Genomic DNA, 22,908 nt, shown 5'->3' on the forward strand with positions numbered 1-22,908 from the left:
GGGGAGGGTGCGCCGGTCCCGGCCACCGCGCGGTTGGTCGGTCAAGGCCGGAAAGGCCTCCTCGACGATCCGTAATGCGACGGTCCGGGACCCTGCAGGCGCTACTACTTCACCAGTTCGACCTCGCTGGGTGACCTGAAATGGCTGTGCGCCGCGCCGATGCCGCGCTGACCTGGGCCTCGCTGCCTTCGCTGCGCGCCCGCAGTTGGCCGCAGCCACCGTCCACGTCCTGCCCGGCCGAATGGCGCAGCTTGGTGAGGATGCCGCGGCGCTTCAGCAGCCGCGCCATTTCGGCCGCACGTTCCCAGCTGGGCCGCTGCCAGGGCAGGCCGGGCACGCTGTTGTAGGGAATCAGGTTCAGCACCGCGTACTGGCCGTGCAGCAGTTGCACGATGCCGTCAATCTCGTCGTCGCCGTCGTTCACGCCCTGCATCAACGTCCACTGGTACTGGATGGGGTAGCCAGTGGCCCGCGCGTAGGCGGTACCTGCGGCCACCAATTCGCCCGGCGTGATGCGGGCAGCACGGGGCAGCAGCTGTTCGCGCAGGCCCGGCTTGGTGGTGTGCAGGCTCAGCGCCAGCGCCGGGCGCACCTGGCCTTGGTGTAGCGCCATCAGGCGTTCGAAGGCACGCGGGTCGCCCACGGTGCTGAAAACCAGGTTCTTGTGGCCGATGTTGCCTAGCGAGCCCATCAGTTCAATGGCCTCGAGCACGGCATCCAGGTTGTGCGCCGGCTCGCCCATGCCCATGAAGACCACTTTCTTCACTGGCCGCAGCGTGCGGGCCAGGGCCAGCTGCGCCACGATTTCGGCGCTGCCCAGCTGGCGCAGCAGGCCACCCTGCCCCGTCATGCAGAAACCGCAGCCCACGGCACAGCCCACCTGGGTGCTGACGCACAGGCCGGGAATGCGCTCGGGCGTCAGCAGCACGCTTTCCACGGTCTTGCCGTCGGCCAGCTTCACCAGCAGGCGTTCGCTGCCGTCCTCAGCCGGGTGGCGCTGTTGCAGTATGGCCAGGCCCTGCAGCATGGCTTGCCAGGCGGGCAACTCGTGCCGCACGCGCTGGGGCAGGAAGTGCTCGGGCTGGCTGCGGCGCGGGCCCTGCGGCAAGGCCTGAACCCACAGGCGCAACAGGTGCGCCACATGGCGCGGGCCCGCGCCATGGCTGTGCAGATGGGCAATGAGTTCCTTGATCTGGTTCATGGCAAAGGATTGGACCATACGCGGCGGTACCCATGACCTGCAGCACGTCGAACAGGCCGTATCAAGTGCACCACAGACGCGGCGGCAACGATCGGGGTGCGGTTGATGACGGGCGACGCAGGCGTCATCGAGCGCTGTCGGGCCGGGTTGGCCAGCCGATACAGGGCCGATCGTGGCTTGCGGCGTATCGGCGCGAGGCTGGAGACGGTGGATGACAAGATTGTCACTACTTGATGGCAGCCGCGTGCATTTGCCGGCTGGACTTCTGCGCCGTGTTCGGGTTTGTCACGGAGTTTTCATACTGGGCGGATACCGTCCCCTCGCCTGCGCACACGGGAACGGCATCCGTCGACCCACCTGCCAGCCATGTCCGATCCGGGCGCGGCCGGCGAAGTGATGCAGGGCCCTTCCGAATCCTCGCAGGAGCAGAAAACATGAAACGTCGTCTCTGGCTGGTCTGCGCGGCCGCCGTGCTGGCCTCCGGTTGTGCCTCGATGGACAGCGCGCCCGTCGACATCGCGGCCACCGCGGCCGCTTCGCCGGACTTCACGATCCTGTCGAAGGCTATCCAGGTCGCCGGCCTGACCGACACGCTGAAAGGGCCGGGGCCGTTCACGGTGTTCGCCCCGAACGACGCGGCGTTCCGCGCGCTGCCCAAGGGCACGCTCGACAAGCTCCTGGCCGACCCGGGGACGCTGCGCCAGGTGCTCACGTACCACGTCGTGCCGGGCAAGGTGATGGCCGTCGACGTCAAGACGAGCTCGGTCAAGTCGGCGCAGGGCACCGCGCTCGCGCTGTCGCGCGCGGGTGCGTTCGTGACGGTCGAAGATGCCGCTGTGATCAAGGGCGACATCCAGGCCACGAACGGCGTGATCCACGTGATCGACAGCGTCCTGCTGCCGCCGCTGAAGAAGTAGGCGAGTGCCGGTCCGCCCGGACCGGCATCCTCTGCGCCTGAAGCTGCGTCTGCATCTGCGCGTGACGCCATGCCTGATGCAGCTGCAGGCGCCGCCATCACCGGCGCTGCCTGACGCTGCCCCACCCTGCTCGCACGCCGCAACGGGTCGTCCCCCGGCGCTGTTGCTGCTGCACTCAGGCGGTCGCGCGAGCGGCTGCGGCGATCTCCTCGGCCCATTCGCGTGAAGTCGACGCTCGCTCGGAGTCGACCGTCACCCGAACGACCGGGTCGGTGCCGGACGGCCGCCCCGCATGGTCCGAACGCACTGATGGGCAGGTCTGATGCGGCATGGTCGGTAGAAACCCCCACTATTCGCCAAACGCGATCCCTTCAGGCAGCGTGAACAGCGCATCGATGTCGGGCATCGCATCGATGAACCCCTGCGCCTGCAGGTAGCCAGCGAGCTTGCCGACGACCATCCGGTTCACCGGCGTCAGGCCGTAGGGCAGCGGGTCGCCGCCGAAGATATCGAACACGCGCGCCCAGGTGTTCTTCGCCCACGGCATCAGCGACGAACCGATCTTCCGTGCATAGGCCTCGCGCTTGGCATCCACGTACGACTGCGCGACTGCGGCCAGCAGGCCCGGGTGCTGCTGATGTACGTCGGTACGTACGACCACGCAGTGGTTGATCGGGTAGATGCCTGTGCGCTCGTAGTAAGCGAGTTCGGTCGCCTCTGCATCGCGCAGCACGGTGCGTAACTGGCGCTGGTGCAGCGGCTTCTGGAAATCCTTCACCACGAAGCCGAGGCTGGCGTCGGCCTGTCCCGCGAGCAGCAGGTCTTCGGTCGCGCCTTCCATGAAGTCGATGCGTGCGCCGGCCGGTGCGGCGTGGCGCTGATTGCGTCCGGTGACCCAGGTGATCGATCGCCAGTCGACGCCGTACTCGTCCTCGAGCAGGCCGCGCACCCAGGTCGCCGCGGTCATCGTGTAGTCGTCGACCGCGATGCGCCGCCCGCCCAGCTGTGCCAGGGATACGATGTCGCTGTCGCGCCGAGTGATCAGCGTACCGTGGCGGAACGCGCGGTTCGGGAACACCGGGATCGCGGTCACCCAGTCCTCGCCGTTCGCGCGCAGCGTGAGGTAGTTGGCCAGCGAGAACTCGCACACCTCGTAGGGGCGGCTGTGCATCATCGCCTTGAAGATGTCGTTCGGCGACGACGGCTCGAAGGTGAAGCGGAAGCCCAGCCGCTCGCCGGGCAAGCCGATCAGGTGCTCGTAGTCGCCGCCGCGGATGCGGAACTCGGGTATCCGGTCAGGCTGCATGGATGCCGGCTACAGGTACTGCCGGAACCAGGCGATCGTCTCGGCATACACGACCTGGCACATCTCGGTGTTGCGGAACTCGTAGCTGTCGTAGTGGCCGGCCTTCGGAAGCTTGACCAGCTTCTTCGGTTCGCCGCACTTCTCGTGGCAGATCAGCTGCTGTTCGGGCGGCACCAGGTTGTCGTGCTCTGCATAGATGGTGAGCACGGGGCGCGGGCTGATCTTGTCCACGACCCAGTCCGGGCGGTAGCGCATCACCGCCTCGCCGCTCTCGATGTCGCGCTCCTCGCTCTGGAACGTGTGGCCGGCCTGCGCATGCATCTCGCGCTGCCGCTGCGATTCCGGATCGCGCAGCATGATTTCGCCGTTGGGCACCAGCGTCGACTGGCCGGTCACCACGCGCTGGCGTGCCTCCTGCAGCACGCGCTCCTTGAATGCAAGCCACTCCCACGGCCGGCGAATCCGGCGCATCCACTCCTCGCCGTTCATCACGCCCACGCTGGTGACCAGCACCTTCACGCGTTCATCGTGCGCGGTGACCCATACGCCGTTGGCGCCGCCGAAGCTGGTGCCGTAGATCGCCAGGCGCTCCGGATCGATGCCGTCCACCGTCTGCATGTAGCTCAGTGCGTCGTAGGTGTTCTGCGCCTGTTCGAGCGGCCGGTGCCGGTTGCGCTTGCCCTCGCTCTTGCCGAATCCGACATAGTCGTAGCCGAGCACGAACCAGCCCTCGGCGCACAGCCGCTTCATCATGTGCGTGCAGTCGGCCTGCGTGTTGCCGCTGTAGCCGGCCAGCACCAGGATGCCCGGGCGCGGCGCATCGCCCGGCTTCCAGTCGACCGGCGTGTAGAGGTAGCCGGCGATACGGTCGCCGTCGCTGAAGAAGGTGACTTCGGTGTGTTCCATGTGCGTCGTCCGGTAAAGAAGGGATGGATGGCGTTGTGGGGCGGGGCTACTCGGCCTTGATGCCCATTTCGCGGATCACCCGGGCCCACAGGGCGGTTTCGTCGGCGATCACCTTGCGGAAGGCCTCGGGTGTGCTGCCGACGACGTCGGCCCCTTCGCGCGCGAAGCGCTCGGCGACCTCCGGTGAACGCGCTGCCTTGACCACGTGCTCGTTGAGCAGCTTGACGATCGGTGCCGGTGTCGACGCCGGGGCCAGCAAGCCGACCCAGGTCTGGAAATCGAAGCGCGGCATGCCGGCTTCGGCCGTCGTGGCTACCTCGGGCAGCATCGCGAGCCGCTTGCCGCTGGTTACCGCCAGCGCGCGCAGGCGGCCCGACTGGATATGGCCGACGGCCGCGAGCGGCGTCTGGAAGGTCACTTCGGTCTCGCCGCCGATCGTCGAGGCCATGGCCGGACCACCGCCCTTGTACGGGACATGCACCAGGTTCGCGCCACTGATGTACTTGAACAGTTCCGCGCCCAGGTGGGTCAGCGTGCCCGCACCGGAGGACGAGTAGTTGATCGCGCCCGGCTTCGCCTTCGCCAGGCGGACCAGACCCTGCAGGTCGCGCACCGGCAGCGATGGATGCGCGACCACGACCACCGGGCCGTTCACTACCAGGGAGATCGGCGCGAAGTCCTTCTCGGGCGTGAACCCGAGTTTCGGGAACAGGGCCGGGTTGGCTACCAGCGGCGCGGTATTCGCGAGCAAGGTGTAGCCGTCGCCGGGCGCGCGCGCGACCACCTCCATGCCGATGTTGGTCGATGCGCCCGCGCGGTTGTCGACCACCACTTGCTGGCCGAGCGACTCGGACAGCTTCGGCGCCAGCAGGCGTGCGGTGGCGTCCACGCTGCCGCCGGGCGGTACCGGCACGATCACGCGCACCGGGCGCTGCGGGAAGTCGCGCGGCTGGGCATGGGCTGCGGCAGCCATAGCGGCGAGCGCAAGCGGTACGAACGTGCGCAGGGTATTCATCCGAAGCTCCTCCATCGATAAACGACGCGCCGGCCGGTCCTGCCGAGTGGAACCTGATTCCGGCGAATGGCGGGCTCATGGCCACGCGTGGAAACTACCGCATTACGCGAGCCCCGTGTCGCTGCTGGCCAGGCTTGATCGACATGTCCGCGTGCAGCGAGAAGCCGCCGGCCTGTGCGTTCTGTCAGGTCCTGAAGTCGATCCGCGAGAACGAGCCGCGCGCCATCCCGATCGGTCATGACGTCGATCGCTACAAGGGGGTGGCGATCAGTTGCCGCAGGGCGCGGCGGCCTGTGTGCCGGGGAGCATGGGCACGATCTTCGTGGTCTGTGTGCTGGCGCTGCCTCAATCTGCCTCAAACTGCCTTGACCCGCTGTATCGCGGGCTGCACCACCCGATGCACGAGCGCCTGGGTGAGTCCACCGATGGCCAACCCGACCACGCCGGACAAGGTGGCAGCCACCAGCCAGCCGAGCAGGTCGCCACCGATCGGAGACAGCGCGCCGATCGCCACGCCCAGTTGCTTGATGCCGTACTCAGGCGCCTTCAGGCCGTACTCGGACAGCGCGTGCAGAATGATGCCGCCGCCTACCCACAACATCGCGAGCATGCCCACGACGCTCAAGGTCGTCAACACGCCGGGCATGGCGCGCACCAGCAGGCGACCCGGTGTCGCCCACGGTTCGCGGCCGCGGGCCAGTGCCAGCCCGAAGTCGTCTGCCTTGACGATCAGCATCACCGCGCCATAGACGGCGAACGTGGCGCCCAGGCCGACCAGGCACAGCACCGCGGCCTTGGTGCCGAGCGAGGTGTCGCCAACGGTCGCCAGCGTGATCGCCATGATCTCGGCAGACAGAATGAAGTCGGTTCGGATGGCGTCGGACACCCGCGCCTGTTCCAGTGCGTGCGGGTCGGTCGGCTCGATGGGTGCTGCAGCCTGCGTCGGCTGCCCGGCGCGCGGCGGCCGTACCAGTTCGGCTACCTTGCCGAATCCTTCCATGCACAGGAACATGCCACCGGCGATCAGCAGCGGCGTGATCGACCATGGTGCAAACGTCGACAGCAGCAGGGCGCCAGGCAGCAGGTACAGCGTCTTGTTCTTGACGGAGCCCCAGGCGATCCTGCGGATGATCGGTAACTCGCGATCGGCACCCAGCCCGACCACGTAGCGCGGCGTGACTGCAGCATCGTCGATCACGATGCCGGCGGCCTTGCCGCCCGCCTTGGCGGCCTGCGCGGCCACGTCGTCCACTGCGGCGGCGGCCACCTTGACCAGCGCCGTCACATCGTCGAGCAGAGCAAGCAGGCCGGAAGCCATGACAGTTCCCCAGTTGGTTGATGCAACCTGCCGTTGTCTTCTGGACGCGATCGCCCCTGTTCAGACCCGACTGCCGGCGAGAGGTTCCCGGGAGGTGGGGACAGGCCACTGGCCAGCCCGAGCGTCCGGGCAATCCGTGTTTCCCCTTGCGTGGTGCCGGCGCTCTGTCACACCTCGACCACCCGATGCAGCAGCGCATACGACACGCGCCACTCCCCTCCAGGACAGGCGACGCTGGCGGTCTTGGGATTCATGCGTACGATCGTGCCGATATGCTGGATCAGGTCGCGCCCTTCGAAGCCGACGGTGTCACCGGGCTGGAAATCTGCGCGTGTGAGCGTTGGCCGCGCAGCCGTTGCCGGTACGGCAGGCAGACCGTCGCTCACCAGGGCTGCGTACTCCACCCATACATGGCCGCCAGCCTCGCGGTGGATGAGCACCCGATCGGACTTGAACTGCGCGATACGGCCGCGATGCATTCGCTGATCGCGCGTGCTCCAGTACTCGATCGGCAAGCCGGTGTTCAGGCGCTGCCGGATGGCGAGTACGCGCTGCGGGGAGGCGAGCAGGTGCGCGACTGCAGTGCGAAGCTGCAGCAATTCGAGGTCGGAGACGTTCTCCAACGCAGCCATGAGCGTGCGCAGGTCCAGGGTCATGGGCATGGCGGGTGGAAGACTCGGGGTTCTGGGCGTGACCGTCGTGCCCTCCATTCTGCCGCACCCCAGCCACCCCGGGGTCAACCCCGGGGTCAGATCTTGTTTTTTGCGCCGGCGTGCATGCGCTGGCCGAACGTCGCCTCGGGCAACTCGATCTGAATCGTCGTCATGGCCTTGCGTCTCCTGTGTGCCGTGAGCGCTGGGGCGAGCCCCACGCGTTCGGACAGTTCTTCCGGGACTGGGTGCACACGCTCGGGGATTGACGCTGCCGCAATTGTGCGGTCGCCTGCATGGGGCCAGGATAACCATCGCGTCGAGGTTTCTCGCGTGAATTCGCTCCCGTCTCGTGCCGCTCCCCCCCGAACCGCCGACCCTGCGCTCTCGGGTGTCGTCGCACTGCTGGCGGCGAGCCTGCCGACCGACTGAGCCGCCCCATCGAGGCAGGCCGCTCGGCGCCAGACGCGATCGCCTCCGCAATGAGTTGAGTTACGATCGTGGGCCATGCCAGTCGACGCGCTGCCGCCCCTGCCCCCCACGCCCACCGGCCACTACCGCCACTACAAGGGCAACGAGTACGAGCTCGTCGGCGTCGTTCGCCACAGCGAGACGCTCGAGGCGCTGGTGCTCTACCGGCCGCTCTACAACGACAGCGGGCTGTGGGTGCGTCCGCACGCCATGTTCTTCGGCGAAGTCGAGGTCGACGGCCTGCGCCAGCCCCGCTTCGCCTTCCTCGGCGATCAGCTGCCCGGCAGGATGCCCGGCGCCAGCGTGTAGCAGTAGTCCGACACATCGCCCGGCTTGCAGAACCAGACGCGATCCTTCAGCGGATGGTTGACGCAGTGCGCGAGCGCGTTGCGCAGCACACGCAGCCGGAACGGCTGGCCGAACACGTAGGGATGGATCGACAGGTTGCACACCAGCGGCGCGTGCTCGCTCTGATCGACCATCTCGTCGAACTGGTCGACCAGCATGTCGCAGAACTCGTGTGCGCTGTGCTGGCGATGCACGACCGCCGGCGAGTCGTTGAGTTCGACCGGATAAGGTACCGACAGGATCGGCCCGGACCGGGTGCGCAGCCAGAAAGGCTGGTCGTCGCACGGCCAGTCCATCAGGTAGCGGTAGCCGGCCTCCTTCAGCAGGTCGGGCGTGGTGGCGTTCTCGTAGGCCCCGGCGCCCATCCAGCCGGTGGCCGGCACGCCGGCGGCGGCAAACGTGTCGGCGACCTCCTTGATCACCCGCGCCTCGTCCTCTTCCCAGAGGAAGTCCTTCAGGTTCTCGGCATTGGTGCGGCCGTGGCCGACGATCTCGTCGCCGCGCTTGCGGATCGCATCGATGATCTGCGGGTAGTAGTCGCAGAGCAGGCTGTTGGCGTTGTGCGCGGCTGGCAGCTTGAACTGGTCGAACATGTCGAAGAAGCGCCAGATGCCGATCCGGTTGCCGTAGTCGCGCCAGGAGTAGTTGCGCTGGGTCTGCGGCTCGCCATGCTTCGCGTTGTCGTGGCCGCGGCCCTTGCCGAACGCGAACACCTCGACGTTGGTGGTGATGCAGAAGGCCAGGCGCTTGCCGCCGGGCCAGTTGTAGTCCGTGCGCTCGTTCAGCGGCACATAGTCGTAGCGGGTGTGCGTCGGCACCAGTCCTTTTTTCATCGGCTTTCCTGTTGCGATCATGCGGGCCGCGCCGGAATCGGCCGTGTCACCCGGGTGGAACAGAATATCATTGCGGACCCAGCTTCAGCCCCCGATACACCCGCCCCCAGCGCGGCGGTTAGACTCGCACTCCACGAATCAACGGCTGCCCGGCGGGCAGTGCCGGACCAGGCAATGGGCAGGATTCCAGCGTGACCACCGACTGTGCGGCGATGCCGCGTACGCCGCCCTCGCTCGCCTACCTGGTGTTCACGCTCACCTTCAGCCATGCGATGTCGGTGTCCTCGATGATGGTGCTGCCGGCGATCGCCCCGGTGGTCGCCGCCGAGTACGGCATCGATCCGTCCCTGGTCGGCTACCACATCAGCGTGGTCAGCATCGGGCTGATCGCCTCGCTGGTACTGTTCTCCGGCCTGAGCCGGCGGCTGGGCAGCGCACGTGCCGCGCAGATCGGCCAGTGCCTGGTGGCGGCCGGCATGCTGTGCGCGATCCTGCCCTCGGCCGCGTTCCTGCTGCCAGGGTCTCTGGTGATCGGCATCGGCTTCGGCCTGCTGGCACCACCTGCTTCCGCGCTGATGATGCGCTTCTCGCCGCCGGCCCGGCGCAACCTGGTCTTCTCGATCCAGCAGACCAGCGTGCCGCTCGGTGGCGTGATCGCCGCGCTGGTGGCGCCGCTGGTCGCCGTGAGCGTGGGCTGGCGCTGGGCGTTCATGTACGCGATCGTGACGCTCGTCATGGCGATGGTGCTGCTGCAGATCGGCCGCCCGTCATGGGACGACGACCGCGACCCGTCCCAGCGTGCGCTCGCGCGCAACCCGTTCGACGGCTTTCGCTCGAACTGGCGCGACCGCAAGCTGCGGCTCCTGTCGTTCGCCGGCATGTCGTTCTGCTGGGCGCAGTTCTGCGTTGCCACTTTCGCGGTGGTCGCCTGCGTCGCGATGCTTGGCATGAGCATCGTGAAGGCGGGGCTGGTGCTGGTCGCGGTGCAGGTGGCGAGCACCGTGGGCCGTATGGCCGCTGGCTGGATTGCGGACCGCATCGGCAGCGCCGGGCGCGTACTGACCTGGATGTCGTGGACGATGCTCGCGCTCAGCATCGGTTTCTTCTGGCTCTCGCCCGCGTGGCCGCTCTGGTTCGTGTACGCGATGTTCGCCGCGCTCGGCCTTGCCTCCGGTGCCTGGGCCGGCATCCTGATGGCCGAAGTAGGGCAGCAGGCACCACCCGGCCGGGTCGCCGCAGTGGTCGGCGGCACGCTGCTCTACGTGAACATCGGCAAGTTCACCGGGCCGGCGGTGTTCTCCGCGACCTATGCGCTGACGCACAGCTACAACATCGCCTTCGCGCTACTGGCTGTCCCGGCGCTGATCGCGATCGGTTGCCTGCGCGCGCAGCAGCGGTCAGGCTGATCGCTGCGGCCATCCGCGTGCCGCGGTTACCGCACCTCGGTCACTGCACCTCGATCTTGCGTGTCGCCACGATGCGCCGCCATTTGTCGATCTCGCCGCGTACATGGCTGTCGGCCTCGGCCGGCGTGGTGAGCTTGAGCGAGCCGCCGAGTTCGGCGAACAGCTTGCCGATGTCCGGCTGCTTGAGCACCGCATGCAGTTCACGGTTCAGGCGCTCGACGATCGGCCGCGGCGTCGCACGCGGCGCGGCGATGCCGGCGAACGACGTGACTTCATAGCCGGGCAGCGTCTCGGCCATCGTCGGCGTATCGGGCAACTGTGGCGAACGTTCCAGCGAGGTGACCGCCAGCGCCCGCACGCGGTTGGCCTGGATCTGCGAGAAGGCACCGGTCAGCGTGCCGAAGATCACGTCCAGGCGCCCGGCCATCAGCTCGGTCATCGGTTCGGCACTGCCCTTGTAGGGCACATGCAGCATGTCGGTGCTGGCCATCGAGTTGAAAAGCTCGGTGGCGAGGTGGAACACCGAGCCGATGCCGACCGAGCCGTAATTCAGCTTGCCGGGATTGCGCCGCGCGAGGTCGATCAGCCCGGCGGCATTGCGCACCGGCGAGTCGTTGCGCACGACCACCACGAACGGATAGGTGATCACGACCGTCACCCAGGCGAAGTCCTTCACCGGGTCGTAGGGCAGCTTCGACGCGGTGGCCGCGACCGAGGTGAACGCGCCGCTGGCGAACAGCAGCGTGTGTCCGTCGGGCAGCGACTTCGCCACCGCAGCGGTGCCGATCATGCCGCCGGCACCGGGCCGGTTGTCGACCAGCACGTTCTGGCCGAGGCGCTCCGCCAGCCGTGGTGCGATCGTGCGGCCGACCATGTCCGTGTTGCCGCCCGGCGCGAACGGCGACACCATGCGCACCGGGCGAGAGGGATAGGCGACGGGTGCGTCGGCTGCCGTAGCGTGGCCGACGAAGGCGGGCATGGCCGTCACTGCGGTGCCTGCGACGAGTGCCAGGCCGACACGGCTGAAGGTGAGCGAACGGGACACGAGTGCTTGCTCAGCCGAACCGGTTCCAGACAACGATCTCTTCGGCCGGCTTGCGCGTGCGCGGCTTGCGATCCTTGGCTGCAACTTCTTCCGGCAGGTCTTCGATGCGGCCGCGATAGCCGGCCACCACCAGCGCGACCGGACGCATCGGTGCCGGGATCGCGAACGCCCTGGTGACCTTGTCGAAATCCCAGCCGATCATCGCGTGCGTGGTGAGCCCGAGTGCGCAGCCCTGGATCAGCAGGTTCTCCAGCGCGAGGCCGCAGTCGAGCAGGAACGACTGCTGGCCGTTGCGGTCGGGCTGCTCGTCCGGGTTGCCCACCACCACCATCTTCAGCGCGGCGGCGGCAGCCCAGGCGCGGTTACCTTCGCTCAGCGCATCGTCATAGGCCGCGATCGACGCGGCATCCTGCGCGATCAGCAGCCGCCACGGTTGCTTGTTGTTCGACGACGGTGCCCAGCGGAACGCTTCGATCAGCGACGCGACGACCTCCGGCTCCAGCGTCCGGTTCGTGAAGTGCCGCTCGCTGCGGCGGTCGACGAGGGCTTGCAGGATCGTTGGCATCGAGGGACGCGCTCCGGTCGCGGTCGGGAAGAGGCGAAAGCGTACCGCGTTTCGGGTCTATCATTGCGCACCGGCGCGAGGACGGACCGGACCCGGACGCCTGACCGGGCGGCGCGTGCCGAGCAGGAGGACAGACGATGGACTACAGTCGCAGCGAGGCCAAGAGAGCGGCGCGCGAACATTTCCGCGGCGTATGGGCGGCGATCACCACGCCGTTCACGGCGGACAACCGGATCGACGAGCCGGGCCTGCGCCACAACATGCGCTGGCTGATCGAGCACCTGAAGATCGACGGCGTGTTCTGCACCGGCACGATGGGCGAGTTCTGGGCGCTCACCAAGGAAGAGCGGATGCGCGTGGTCGAGATCGTCTGCGAAGAGGCGCGCGGACGCTGCCTGACCATCCCGCACACCGGCCACCACAGTGCCGACGAGACGGTCGAACTGACCAACCAGGCCGAGCGCGCCGGGGCCGACTTCGCGATCGTGATGAACCCGTACTACCCGCCGGCGAGCGAAGAGGCGCTGTACCAGTGGTATGCGCACGTGAGCGCGCGCACGAACATCGGCATCTGGATGTTCGACACGCCGTTCTCCGAGGTCGCCCTGTCGCCCGAGGTGACTGCGCGCATCGCCAGCCTCGAGAACCTCTGCGGGCTGAAGTGCTCGCGGCCGCTCGACCACTATGCGAAGGTGCAGGCACTGGTCGGCGATTCCATCGTGCTGAGCCACCCGTCCGAGACCGAGCTGCTGCACCTGATCACGCACAACGGCATGAAGGTCCACATGTCGTCAGCAGCCCCGTTCCTGATACAGGTGCCGGGCTACACGCCGATGCGCGACTACACCGAGCTCGCGCTGGCCGGCGACCTCGCGGGCGCAAAGAAGATTCGCGACGGTATCGAGCCGCTGCGCGCAGTCCACGAGCGCTGGATCCGCGAGCCGTGGCTCAAGCACCACCTCATGCCGATCGCGCAGATCAAGGCGTGGTGCGACATGATCGGCATGGTGGGTGGCGCGGTACGACCGCCGCTGCTGCCGCTGCCGGCGGCCGATTTCGATGCGATGCGCGCGGACCTGGAGCGCGTGGGCTTCATGGCACGGCTGGGAACGCAGGCGAAGCGCGCTACCGCCTGAAGCGGCATCACCGTTCTTTCGCCCGAGGCTGCCTGCAGAGCGGCTCGGTGGCGGGCGCGGATCAAGCAACGAGGAGCAGGGATGCAATACCCGTACAGCGGGACCCGCCGGCTGCGGCTGGCGGCGGCAGCAGCACTCGCCGCAGGGGCGGTGCTGCCTTCGGCTGAAGCGTTGGCGCAGGGCGCATCACCCGCCTGGCCCTTGAAGCCTCTGCGCTTCATCGTGCCGTGGACGCCGGGCAGCGGCACCGACCTGTGGTCGCGCGCGTTCGCCGCCCGCCTGCAGGAAGTGCTCGGCCAGCCGGTGGTGATCGACAACCGCGGTGGCGCCGGCACCGTGATCGGCACCGAGATCGCGGCCAAGGCCCCGGCGGACGGCTACACGATCTATGTCGGCGGCTCGGTGTCGCTGGCGATCAGCCCGGCGATCTATCCGAAGGTCGCCTACGACCCGGTGCGCGACTTCGCACCGGTGAGCCTGGTCTCGCGCTTCTACAACGCGATCGCGGTGCATCCTTCGCTGCCGGCGAAGTCGGTGAAGGAACTGATCGCCCTGTCGCGGCGCCAGCCCGGCGCGCTGATGATGGCCTCGGCCGGCAGTGGCTCGACCAGCCACCTGGTGGGCGAGCTGTTCATGGCCACCACCGGCGTGAAGTGGACGCATGTGCCGTACAAGGGTGGCGGCCAGTCGGTCGCGGGCGTGCTCGGCGGCGAATCGCACTTCACGATCTCGCCGGTGGTGGCGACCGCATCGCTCGCGCGCTCGGGCAAGCTTCGCGTGCTGGCGGTGACCAGCGCGCAGCGACTGCCCGGCTTGCCGGACGTGCCGACCGTCGCCGAGTCGGGCGTGCCCGGCTTCGAGTACGGCGGCTGGAACGGCATCCTGGTGCCGGCGGGCACGCCGGCCGAACTGGTGGCGCGCCTGAACACGGCGACGGTCAAGGCGGCAAACACGCCGGAGTTCAAGGAGGTGCTCGAGCAGGACGGTTCGCAGCTGGTGGCCGGCACGCCGGAGCAGTTCGCCGCATTCATCCGCAGCGAGTACGAGCGGCATGTGAAGCTGATCAAGGCGGCGGGGATACGGCCGTAGCGGCGCGCTGAGCCAGCGCTGGTGCCAGCCCGCGCCTCACCCGAACAGCGAGCGCCCCTCCATTCCGTCGCAAGGCTGGCCGAGGAAACGCAGCAGCGTGGGCGCAATGTCCGGCAGGCTGGTGGAATGCTCGATCACTGCAGGGGCGACCTGCGGATGCATCAGGGCAAGGAACGGCCGCGTTTCATCCGGGCCGATGCCGCCGTGGTGGCCGCATCCGATCTCGGGTGCCTTCTCGCCATCGGCGACCAGCCAGCGATTACCCGGTATCCCGCGTGCATTGGGTGCCGTATCGACCGCGGCAGCCAGCGCATCGTCGCCGCCCAGCCCCAGTGCGCGCAGGTCGTCGACATCGAGGATGCGTCCGGCCCATGGCTCGTGCGCCATCTCTTCGATGCGTTCCAGCAGGATCGCCCGGGCATCCGGCGTGGAGTAGATCAGCCCGGCGGTGCCTTGTGATGCGACCGCGATGCGTCCCTGTTCGAGTTCGTTCGCCAGCCCCTTCGACGCCAGCCAGCGTCCGACATGGATCGAGTCGCCGATCGCCTCGTGTCCGTGGTCGGAGCACAGCCCCACCAGGATGTCGGCGCGCTCGCGCGCCCGCTCGACCGCGCCCAGCGTCTTCTCCACCAGCGAGTCGACGACGCGCAATGCCTCGAGATGCTCGGGACCACCCACAGCCTGGTGGTGCAGGGTCAGGTCCGGGTTCGCCAGCCACAGGATGCCTACCGCGATGTCGTTGTCCGGCACGACCTGCGTGCAGAAGCGTTCGGTCATCACGCGATCGCCGTCGAGATCGTGGCTGATGGCCAGATGATCCGCACCCTGCAGCGCGACACCGCCGGGTCCGTACGATCCCGATCGATGCAGCACCCAGCCGCTGTGCTCTGGATCGAGGAAGTACGCTGCGCCGGCAGAGACGTTCGAATACGCGACCTGGCGCAGGCCAGCGGCGGCCAGGCGGTCGGCCATCGTGCGCCGGCGCAGTGCGTGTCCGGTGACCGCGCGCAGGTGCGCGACGAAGCCGGGGAGCCCGACGTCGCTGACCACCAGCCGGCCGTGTTCCATCAACGCGACCTGGTTTCCGTACAGGCCATGCGACCCGGGGAAGCATCCGGTCGCGATGCTGGCGGCCGACACGCGGGTCACCGAAGGGAAGACCGCACGGTGGTCGGCTGGGCGAAGCCCCATGCGCAGGCAGCCATCGATGAAGGGCGTGTGTCCTTTGCCGAGCCAGTCGCGGCCGAGCCCGTCGCAGACGACCAGGATGACGCGTCTCACGCTGCACCGCCGTTCATGAAGGGTACGTTCAGAGGTCGATCAATCCAGTTGCAGGCCCGATCGCGAGACGATGAGGTCGCTGCGCTCGATCTGGCTGCGGATGAAACTGCGCAGTTGCTCGGGCGTGGAACCCACCGGCTCGGCTCCCTGCTTGAGCAGCGTCGACTGTACCTCGGGGAAGGCCAGGGCGGACACGAACGCCTTGTTGAAGCGGGTCACCATCGCAGCCGGTGCACCACGCGGGAGGGCGCTCGCCACCCAGGTGCTGAAGTCGAAGCCGGGGAAGCCCAGCTCGGCGACGGTCTGCGTGTCTGGCAACGCCGTCGCACGGCGACTGGAGGTCACTGCCAGCGCCTGCAGGCGCCCCGATGCGACCAGGGGCACCGCCGGCGGCACGCTGCTGATGGCGACATGCACATGGCCACCGATCGCGTCCTGTACCAGCGGACCCGAACCCTTGTAGGGCACATGCACCAGCGACACCTTGGCCATCGCGGAGAGCAGTTCCCCCGCGAGATGCTGCGGACTGCCGGCACCGATCGAGCCGTAGGTGATGGTGCCCGGGTTGCTGCGTGCGGTGGCGAGCACCTTCGCCAGCGTCGGGCGTGTAGCAGGGTGGGACACCAGCACCAGCGGGAAGACCGCGATCAGGCTCACGGGCTCGAGATCCGTCCGAGGGTCGTAGGACATCTTGCGATACAGGCTGGTGTTGATCGCCATCTCGCTGGCCGCGCCGAACAGGACGGTCTGCCCGTCGGGCGTGCTGCGGGCGACATGGGCCGCGCCGACCATTCCGGTGGCGCCAGGCCGGTTCTCGATGATCACCGGCTGCTGCAAGGCTTCGCTCAGCCGGGCTGCGATCGCGCGTGCCGTGATGTCGGTACCGCCACCGGTCGGATACGGGATCACCAGCCGGATCGGGCGATCGTTCGCCTGCGCCAGGAGGGTGGACGGCACAAGCGCCAGTGCTGCAGCGAGGATCCCCATCGCGCCTGCGCACAGTGTGGCTCGCGCCTGTGGCGCAGCGCTGGATCGCGACATGGTCTGTCCTTCGTTGGATAGCGAGCGAGAGAGTCTGCGGCGCGCGGGTGACACACCGATGACAGCGAGGGGCTCCATACGAGCTGGCAACCCCGTGCATCGTCTGCGGTCCGTCCTTCACCGCGCAAGCGGGTATCCGCAGCCGGGCCTAAAGTTTCCGTCCGGGCGACCGTTGAATCTGCATCGCTCTCCAAGCCTGCGCCCGTTCCGCGCTGCTCACCCATGCCTACCTTGCCTATCGACGCCCTGCGCCGCGGATTGGCCGCTGCCGCCTTTCTCCTCCTCTCGACGGCTGGCGTCGCCATTCCCGTGGCCGCATCTGCTGCCGACACGTTGATCACCGAAGACGAAGCACGACTGCCGGATGCGCCGTCTGCCGCTCCTACCCGTGGCATCTCCCGCGGGCCGGGGGTCCGGCTGTCCACGCCGGAGGAGGTCACCGCGCGCGGGTTCCCGCTGCAGTTCGCGCTCGACCCGCGCGGGGGTGCACGCATCGATCCCGACAGCCTGAAGGTGACCTATCTGAAGCAGCCTGCAGTCGACCTGACTCCGCGCATGAAGCCCGGCTTCAACGGCAACCAGATCTCGCTGGCGCGCGTGGTGGTGCCGGCAGGCGTGCACCCGATCCGGGTGAGCGTGCGAGACACCGAAGGCCGTGAAGGCGCACTGACCTTCATGCTGCGTGCGCGGTGACTGGCACGCAACTCGGCTGCCCCTACTGTGCCGGGGACCTTGCCACAGGCGCGATGGCCTGTCGGCATTGCGGCCGGATGGTCGGGCACCTGTTGCCGCTGCTGGTGCGCCAGTCTGAACTGTCGGCGGAGGTCACCGTACTTCGGGAAGAAGTCGCGAGACTGAGGGACGCTGCATCGGCGCCGGCAACGCGGGTGGCCGCGGCCGTTCCGCTGGACACGCCGCAGGAGCCGCGCCGGACCGTAGCCACCCAGCCGGCCAGGCTGGCTGCAGCCGTCGTCACGGTCGTCGCGGCGTCTGCCCTGCTGCACTGGCTGCTGCTGTTCGTGTACGACGCACCGCCGATGTTTCTGCGCATCGTCACGCTGCTGGTACCCCTCGCGCTGGGCCTGCGCGTGAGCGGGTCGGGCGGCGCAAGCCTCGCCGCCCATGCGCTGGCCTCGGCCTGCTGCGGCGTCGCATCGGTGGCGGCGATGCTCGCCGTCACCCACCTGATCGACGGCGTGCCGCTGCTGCCGCAGGACCTGCGCGAGATGCGCGAAGCGCTCGAGTACTGCGCATCGATCGCACTCGCCTTCCTCACCGGCTACCTGGTGATGAACGGCCTGCGCCGGGCACGACAGCGCCCGGTGCCTGCGGCCTCGCACGGCGCACTCGTCGGCTATGCACAACGCTTCCAGCAACTGGCCGGGCTGCTCTCGCCGATCTGCGCCGGTGGCCTTGCCCTTTACTCCGGCCTCAAGAGCCTCGGTGGTGGATGAACCCATGAATGCAGCGTACCTGCCGCAGGCCACGTGCCGGCATCGTCTCCTTTCGCGCGAATGGCTCGCGCTGCTGTTGCTTGCCTGCCTGTTCGCGTTCGCCGCGCGCCCGGCGCTGTCCCAGCCGGCGGTCGGCAGCACCGTGCGCGGTGCGCTGGCGCTCGGCTGGGGGGCGAGCGTGCCGTTGCCCGAGGGCGACTGGCGGGTCACGGCAACGCCGGTGATCAACCAGCCGAACATGAAGTACGAAGTGATCGTGCTGCGCCACCTGCGCGATGACGCACCGATCCCGCTGCTGGTGGTCCGGCACATCCGCGACAACCGCACCAGCGGCTGGCCGCCGCTGCCCTGCGATGCCAGCCCCGCGCGCGAGGGCAGCACGGAGTTCATGCGCACTGCGCACGGGTCCGGTTCGAACGACGTGGTGAACCGCTGCTCGCGCGCATGGCCGCTCGGTGACTTCGCGCAGTGGCGCGCACGCGCAGTGCCGTCCGATCCCTGGTGGCATGAACTGGGTCCTGCGGCACTCGCCATCGAGCCTTCGGCGAACCTCACCGGCGTGCTGCTGGTGCAGCTGTCGCTGCAGGAACACCTGAAGCGGCGCCTGTACGTCGAAGCGTTCGTACGGCCGCCGCAGGGTCGTACACCCGCCCAGTTCCGCGAGGCCGTGGTCTCCGGTCGGGGTGGCGTCGAGGCCGAGATGTTCTCGACCTGGACCGCGGTCTACATGACCTCGATGCAGCTGTCCTTCCTGAACCTCACGCCGCGGCCGGTGATCGCGCTCGGCTGGGCTACCGGGCCCGCCACCGCAACGGCTGCCGCGCCGGTGCGGCCAGCCGCCGCCCAGGCAGCGGTCGGCGGTGCGGCACCCACCACGGGCAGCACGCCGGCTGCCGCTAAACCGCCGCCCGGCGGAACGGTTGCAGCGGCTCCGGCGTCGACGCCATCGACGCTGCCTGCCGCGCCCGCGACGGCAGCGACCGCCACGGCAACGACCGCAGCGACCACCGCCACGGCGGTGGCCCCGTCGGCGGCGATCGAACAGCAGAACCGCGAGCTGCAGGCGCAGCTCGACCAGATGCGCAAGGCGCTCGCCCAGCTGCAGGCCACGGTGGAGCAGGGTGCTGCCGCCCAGAAGGCCCCGCCACCGCAGGCCGAGGCTGCCCGGCCGTTCGTGCCGCGGCCACCCGCGCCCAACCGCAAGGCGCTGGTGATCGGCAACGACCGCTATACCCACGTGGCCCCGCTGGCCAACGCGGCGGCCGATGCCGAGTCCATGGCACGCACGCTGCAGGCCGTCGGCTTCACCGTCACCCGGCACCTCAATCTCGAAGAGAAGCAGTTCAAGCAGGCCCTGCGCGATTTCCGGATGACGGTTCAGGGCGGCGACGAGGTGATCTTCTTCTTCGCCGGCCACGGTGTGCAGCTCGGTGCCGCCAACTACCTGCTGCCGACCGACATCCGGGCCGACCATGAAGAGCAGGTGAAGGACGAGGCGATCCCGCTGCAGCGCATCCTCGACGACCTCAACGAGCGCAAGGCGAAGTTCGCGCTGGCGGTGGTCGATGCCTGCCGCGACAACCCGTTCCAGTCGAAGGGCCGCAGCATCGGCGGACGCGGCCTGGCGCCGACCTCGGCGGCCACCGGGCAGATGGTGATGTACTCCGCCGGCGCGGGGCAGCAGGCACTCGACCGCCTCGGGCCGAACGACCGGGAACGCAACGGGCTGTTCACTCGCGTGCTGTTGCGCGAGATGCTCCTGCCTGGCCAGTCGGTGGATCGTGTGCTGCGCAACGTCCGCAACGAGGTGGTGAAGCTCGCGCGCGGCGTCGGCCATGAACAGACGCCGGCCCTGTACGACCAGGCCATCGGCGAATTCTTCTTCGCGCCATGAACCGCACCGATCGCGTGTTCCCGAACCTCGTCCCGGCCATGACCGGAAACGCCCTGCGCGCACGTGGCGCGTTCGCGGCCCTGATGGCTGCGGTCGTGCTGCTGTTGCTCGTGCCTGCGACGACAGCGCTGGCCCAGCCATCCGGTGCGCGTACCGCACTCATCATCGGCATCAGCCGCTATGCGGATCCGTCGGTGACGCCGCTGCGCGGTGTCGAGCACGACATGGCGAGCGCTCGTGCGATCGCACGCGCGATGGGCGTACCCGACACCGGCATGCGGGTGGTGCGCAACGCCGAAGCAACCAAGGCCAGCCTGCTCGCCATCCTGCGCGAGTTCGGCGACCGGGTCGGCGACGGCTCGCGCGCACTGGTCTACTTCTCGGGCCACGGCACCCGCTACTTCGATCCGCAAGCCGGCGGCTGCATCGAGGGCCTGCTCACCTACGACGGCCAGGTGATCACCAACACCGAACTGGCGCAGGCCACGCAGTCGGCCGGGCAACGCGCGGACAAGCTGGTGGTGATGCTCGATGCCTGCCACTCCGAAGGCGTGCTGCCCGGGCAGGCTGCCGCGTCGCGCGGACTCGGCCCGGCACTGGTGCCCAAGTTCAGTTCGCCGCCCGGTGGCGCTTCGGTTGCTGCCTGTTCGATGGTGTCGAACTACCGCACGCGCGCACTGTTCACCGAGTCGACCCGGCTCGGTGCGCTGCGCGAGAACGTGGTGATGATCGCCTCCGCGCGCCCGGACGAAGTGAGCTTCGACGACCCGAACAACGGCGGCGTGGCCACGCAGGGTATCCGCGACTGCATGCTCGGCAAGGCACGCGACCTGGATTCCTCGGGCGCGGTGAGCCTGGAGGAGATCCGGCGCTGCGCACAGTCGTTCGTGAACGAGCGACTGCGTCCCTACCCGAACCTCTCGCCGCACACCATCACCCTGGCCGGCAACCGCAACCTGGTACCGGTCCCAGTGGTGCGTCCTCCGGCGGCGCCCGTCCAGGCCCCGATCGCCCAGGCGCCTGCCCAGACTGCACCGACGCCGCCCCCGGCGCCCCCGGCACCGCCGCCGGCCACCCCGCCTGCCCCGGCGGTGCCTGCGCCACCCGTCGTACCCGCCCCGCCCCCGGTACAGGTGCCAGCCCAGGTGCCAGCGCAGGTACCCGTAGCCGTGGCGCCGAGCCCGGAGCCGGAGCCGCCTCCTCCGCCACCTCCGCTGGCCTCGCTCGCGACCCTGCAGGATATCGCCGCGCAGGCCGACCCGAGGCGCACGCCCCAGGTCAGTGGACAGTCGCGCGCGCTGCGCATCGGACGCGACTTCCTCGACCTCACGATCACGCCGCCACGCGATGGCTTCCTGTACGTGGTGCTGCTGGGCAGCGATGCCAGCAGCTTCTACCTGCTGTTCCCGAATGCACTGGACAGGGACAACCGTGTGCGCGCCGGCCAGCCGGTGCGGCTGCCGCGCGAGGACTGGCGCATCCGCGCCGCCGGGCCAGCCGGCACCAACCAGTTGCTGGTGGTGGTCTCGGATGCACCTCGCACGCTGGAACGCCTCAGCCGCTCGAAGCCGGATGCGAAGTCTCCCTTCACCTTCGCGCTGAACACGCTGGGTGGACGCGGCGCACTGTTCGATTTCCTGACCTCGGCACCGGCCGGCGGCACCGAAGCCTTCGGTGCGCAACTGTTCACCGTGGAGGAGGTCCGATGAAATCCAGTCTCGCCCCGGCCTGGCTGCTGCTCGCCTGGCTGGCACTGCCCGCTGCTGCACAGCCTGCTGCCGCACCGCCGGCCACTGCACAACCCACCGGCAACGCGACCGCGAACGACCTGGTCGATCGCCTGGCGCCGCCGCCGGCCGCTACCCGCGGCCTGCGCAACCTGGTGCCCGAGCCGCGCAGCGTCGACCTGGTGGTGCTGTTCGACTTTGACTCGGCGCGCATCCAGCCGGCCAGCCTGCCGCTGCTCGACAGCCTTGCCACCGCGATGCGCAGCGATCGCCTGGCGACGCTGCGCTTCCTGGTGGAGGGCCATACCGACGCCAAGGGCAACGCCGCCTACAACCAGAAGCTCAGCCAGCGCCGGGCCGAATCGGTAATCGGGCACCTGGCGTCCGTGGGCATCGAGCGCACGCGGCTGAGCGCCGAAGGACGCGGCGCCGCCGACCTGCTGCGCAAGGACCAGCCCTATTCGCTGGAGAACCGGCGCGTGCGCATCACCGCGATGCCCTGACCCCTGACCCCTAGCGCTTCCGTCCCGCCGCGCGTGCCTCGCGCTTCAACTCGAACCGGTACCGGTAGCGCTCCTCCGGATGCACGCTGACCGTGGTCTGGAACACCTCGCCATCGCGGCCGGTGTAGGTACGCATCACGACCATCGCTGGTGAATCCGCCGGGGCCTTGAGCGCGGCGGCCATCCGCTTCGGAATGCGCATCACGAAGATCTCGATGTCCGCCTGCTCGATCACCTCGTCAAAGAGGTCGACGATCTGCTCGCACACCGGTATCAGCGTGTGCCGGCGGTGCTTAGTCACGCCGGCGTACTTCGGCAGCACGTAGGTGTCGGTCCAGCACAGCGGCACGGCGGACTTTCCGGCGTAACGCAGCGTGGTGATCTGGAACCACTCTTTGCCGGTGGGGCAGTGCAGTTGCTGCGCCAGTCCGGCATCGGCCTTCAGGTAGCGGGTAGCGGTCACCTTGCGATGGGTGTCGCGCGGATAGTCGAGCAGTTCGTTCACGGAAGTGACCGCATGCGAGAGCACCACCGGCACGTGGGTGGCCACCACCACCGAGCCGGTACGCGGGCGGCGCACGATCAGTCCCTCGGCCGAGAGGGTCGCCAGCGCCTGGCGCAGCGTCGGACGGCTGGTGTCGAACAGCGTGGCGAGTTCCGCCTCGATCGGCAGCCGTGCCCCCAGCCCGTAGATGCCGGACTGGATGTCTGCGCGCAACCGGTCGGCGATCTGGGTGTGGCGGGGCAGGGTTTTCTCGGACGGCATCGTTGCAATCATCTTGACAATTCAGGGGGGCGTCGA

At 68.6% G+C, this 22,908-nt stretch carries 22 protein-coding genes; 10 read left to right on the top strand and 12 right to left on the bottom strand.

Annotated elements, in window-relative coordinates; translation table 11 throughout:
- Window positions 1–109: 109 nt before the first annotated feature.
- A complete protein-coding gene (locus ING98_04515; protein ID MCA3101113.1) occupies window positions 110–1,201 on the bottom strand; it encodes an RNA methyltransferase in 1,092 nt (363 codons plus the stop codon).
- Between the two features lie 434 nt (window positions 1,202–1,635).
- Between ING98_04515 and ING98_04520 the strand changes: the two genes are divergently transcribed.
- On the top strand, window positions 1,636–2,118 hold the full coding sequence (locus ING98_04520) for a fasciclin domain-containing protein (GenBank protein MCA3101114.1): 483 nt from the start codon (window positions 1,636–1,638) through the stop codon (window positions 2,116–2,118).
- A gap of 349 nt (window positions 2,119–2,467) precedes the next feature.
- Here the strand turns inward: ING98_04520 and ING98_04525 are convergent, their stop codons facing one another.
- The 5 genes from ING98_04525 to ING98_04545 form a co-directional block, all read right to left on the bottom strand.
- Window positions 2,468–3,424 (bottom strand): PhnD/SsuA/transferrin family substrate-binding protein, encoded by a 957-nt coding sequence (locus tag ING98_04525; GenBank protein ID MCA3101115.1) that lies wholly within the window; start codon window positions 3,422–3,424, stop codon window positions 2,468–2,470.
- A gap of 9 nt (window positions 3,425–3,433) precedes the next feature.
- Window positions 3,434–4,330: an alpha/beta hydrolase gene (locus ING98_04530; GenBank protein ID MCA3101116.1), complete on the bottom strand. Its 897-nt coding sequence runs from the start codon at window positions 4,328–4,330 to the stop codon at window positions 3,434–3,436.
- A gap of 46 nt (window positions 4,331–4,376) precedes the next feature.
- The gene (locus ING98_04535) at window positions 4,377–5,345 is read right to left on the bottom strand and encodes a tripartite tricarboxylate transporter substrate binding protein (protein MCA3101117.1); all 969 of its coding nucleotides are present in this window, start codon (window positions 5,343–5,345) and stop codon (window positions 4,377–4,379) included.
- 355 nt (window positions 5,346–5,700) lie between these two features.
- Window positions 5,701–6,663: a DUF808 family protein gene (locus ING98_04540; GenBank protein MCA3101118.1), complete on the bottom strand. Its 963-nt coding sequence runs from the start codon at window positions 6,661–6,663 to the stop codon at window positions 5,701–5,703.
- 167 nt (window positions 6,664–6,830) lie between these two features.
- The gene (locus ING98_04545) at window positions 6,831–7,325 is read right to left on the bottom strand and encodes a hypothetical protein (GenBank protein ID MCA3101119.1); all 495 of its coding nucleotides are present in this window, start codon (window positions 7,323–7,325) and stop codon (window positions 6,831–6,833) included.
- A gap of 495 nt (window positions 7,326–7,820) precedes the next feature.
- On the opposite strand from ING98_04545, the gene ING98_04550 reads away from it, so the two are divergent.
- On the top strand, window positions 7,821–8,093 hold the full coding sequence (locus ING98_04550; protein ID MCA3101120.1) for a DUF1653 domain-containing protein: 273 nt from the start codon (window positions 7,821–7,823) through the stop codon (window positions 8,091–8,093).
- Here ING98_04550 and ING98_04555 read toward each other — a convergent pair.
- Complete coding sequence (locus ING98_04555; GenBank protein MCA3101121.1) at window positions 8,057–8,965, bottom strand: polysaccharide deacetylase; 909 nt, start codon at window positions 8,963–8,965, stop codon at window positions 8,057–8,059. The two genes, ING98_04550 and ING98_04555, sit on opposite strands and share 37 nt — an antisense overlap.
- Before the next feature lie 191 nt (window positions 8,966–9,156).
- On the opposite strand from ING98_04555, the gene ING98_04560 reads away from it, so the two are divergent.
- Window positions 9,157–10,371: an MFS transporter gene (locus ING98_04560; GenBank protein ID MCA3101122.1), complete on the top strand. Its 1,215-nt coding sequence runs from the start codon at window positions 9,157–9,159 to the stop codon at window positions 10,369–10,371.
- Window positions 10,372–10,411: 40 nt separating this feature from the next.
- On the opposite strand, the gene ING98_04565 is transcribed toward ING98_04560, so the two are convergent.
- Window positions 10,412–11,416 (bottom strand): tripartite tricarboxylate transporter substrate binding protein, encoded by a 1,005-nt coding sequence (locus tag ING98_04565; protein MCA3101123.1) that lies wholly within the window; start codon window positions 11,414–11,416, stop codon window positions 10,412–10,414.
- A gap of 10 nt (window positions 11,417–11,426) precedes the next feature.
- Entirely contained in the window at window positions 11,427–11,981 is a 555-nt protein-coding gene (locus ING98_04570) for a nitroreductase family protein (protein MCA3101124.1), read from the bottom strand.
- Between the two features lie 137 nt (window positions 11,982–12,118).
- On the opposite strand from ING98_04570, the gene ING98_04575 reads away from it, so the two are divergent.
- Entirely contained in the window at window positions 12,119–13,117 is a 999-nt protein-coding gene (locus ING98_04575) for a dihydrodipicolinate synthase family protein (protein MCA3101125.1), read from the top strand.
- 81 nt (window positions 13,118–13,198) lie between these two features.
- The gene (locus ING98_04580; GenBank protein MCA3101126.1) at window positions 13,199–14,206 is read left to right on the top strand and encodes a tripartite tricarboxylate transporter substrate binding protein; all 1,008 of its coding nucleotides are present in this window, start codon (window positions 13,199–13,201) and stop codon (window positions 14,204–14,206) included.
- Window positions 14,207–14,242: 36 nt separating this feature from the next.
- On the opposite strand, the gene ING98_04585 is transcribed toward ING98_04580, so the two are convergent.
- Window positions 14,243–15,487, bottom strand: a complete 1,245-nt coding sequence (locus ING98_04585) for an alkaline phosphatase family protein (GenBank protein MCA3101127.1) — start codon at window positions 15,485–15,487, stop codon at window positions 14,243–14,245.
- 39 nt (window positions 15,488–15,526) lie between these two features.
- Complete coding sequence (locus ING98_04590; protein ID MCA3101128.1) at window positions 15,527–16,528, bottom strand: tripartite tricarboxylate transporter substrate binding protein; 1,002 nt, start codon at window positions 16,526–16,528, stop codon at window positions 15,527–15,529.
- A gap of 309 nt (window positions 16,529–16,837) precedes the next feature.
- Between ING98_04590 and ING98_04595 the strand changes: the two genes are divergently transcribed.
- The 5 genes from ING98_04595 to ING98_04615 all read left to right on the top strand — a co-directional run bounded on the left by ING98_04595 (window position 16,838) and on the right by ING98_04615 (window position 22,106).
- On the top strand, window positions 16,838–17,221 hold the full coding sequence (locus tag ING98_04595) for a hypothetical protein (protein MCA3101129.1): 384 nt from the start codon (window positions 16,838–16,840) through the stop codon (window positions 17,219–17,221).
- Window positions 17,218–17,982 (top strand): hypothetical protein, encoded by a 765-nt coding sequence (locus ING98_04600; GenBank protein MCA3101130.1) that lies wholly within the window; start codon window positions 17,218–17,220, stop codon window positions 17,980–17,982. The genes ING98_04595 and ING98_04600 overlap by 4 nt, the downstream gene beginning before the upstream one ends.
- A gap of 4 nt (window positions 17,983–17,986) precedes the next feature.
- Complete coding sequence (locus tag ING98_04605) at window positions 17,987–19,876, top strand: caspase family protein (protein MCA3101131.1); 1,890 nt, start codon at window positions 17,987–17,989, stop codon at window positions 19,874–19,876.
- Complete coding sequence (locus ING98_04610) at window positions 19,873–21,585, top strand: caspase family protein (protein ID MCA3101132.1); 1,713 nt, start codon at window positions 19,873–19,875, stop codon at window positions 21,583–21,585. Before ING98_04605 ends, ING98_04610 begins: the two co-directional genes overlap by 4 nt.
- 119 nt (window positions 21,586–21,704) lie before the next feature.
- Complete coding sequence (locus ING98_04615; protein MCA3101133.1) at window positions 21,705–22,106, top strand: OmpA family protein; 402 nt, start codon at window positions 21,705–21,707, stop codon at window positions 22,104–22,106.
- Window positions 22,107–22,116: 10 nt separating this feature from the next.
- On the opposite strand, the gene ING98_04620 is transcribed toward ING98_04615, so the two are convergent.
- Window positions 22,117–22,872 carry a GntR family transcriptional regulator gene (locus ING98_04620; protein ID MCA3101134.1) on the bottom strand — a complete coding sequence of 252 codons (756 nt, stop codon included), beginning with the start codon at window positions 22,870–22,872 and terminating at the stop codon, window positions 22,117–22,119.
- Window positions 22,873–22,908 lie beyond the last annotated feature (36 nt).

The organism is Rhodocyclaceae bacterium (assembly GCA_020248265.1).
Lineage (GTDB): Bacteria > Pseudomonadota > Gammaproteobacteria > Burkholderiales > CAIKXV01 > CAIKXV01.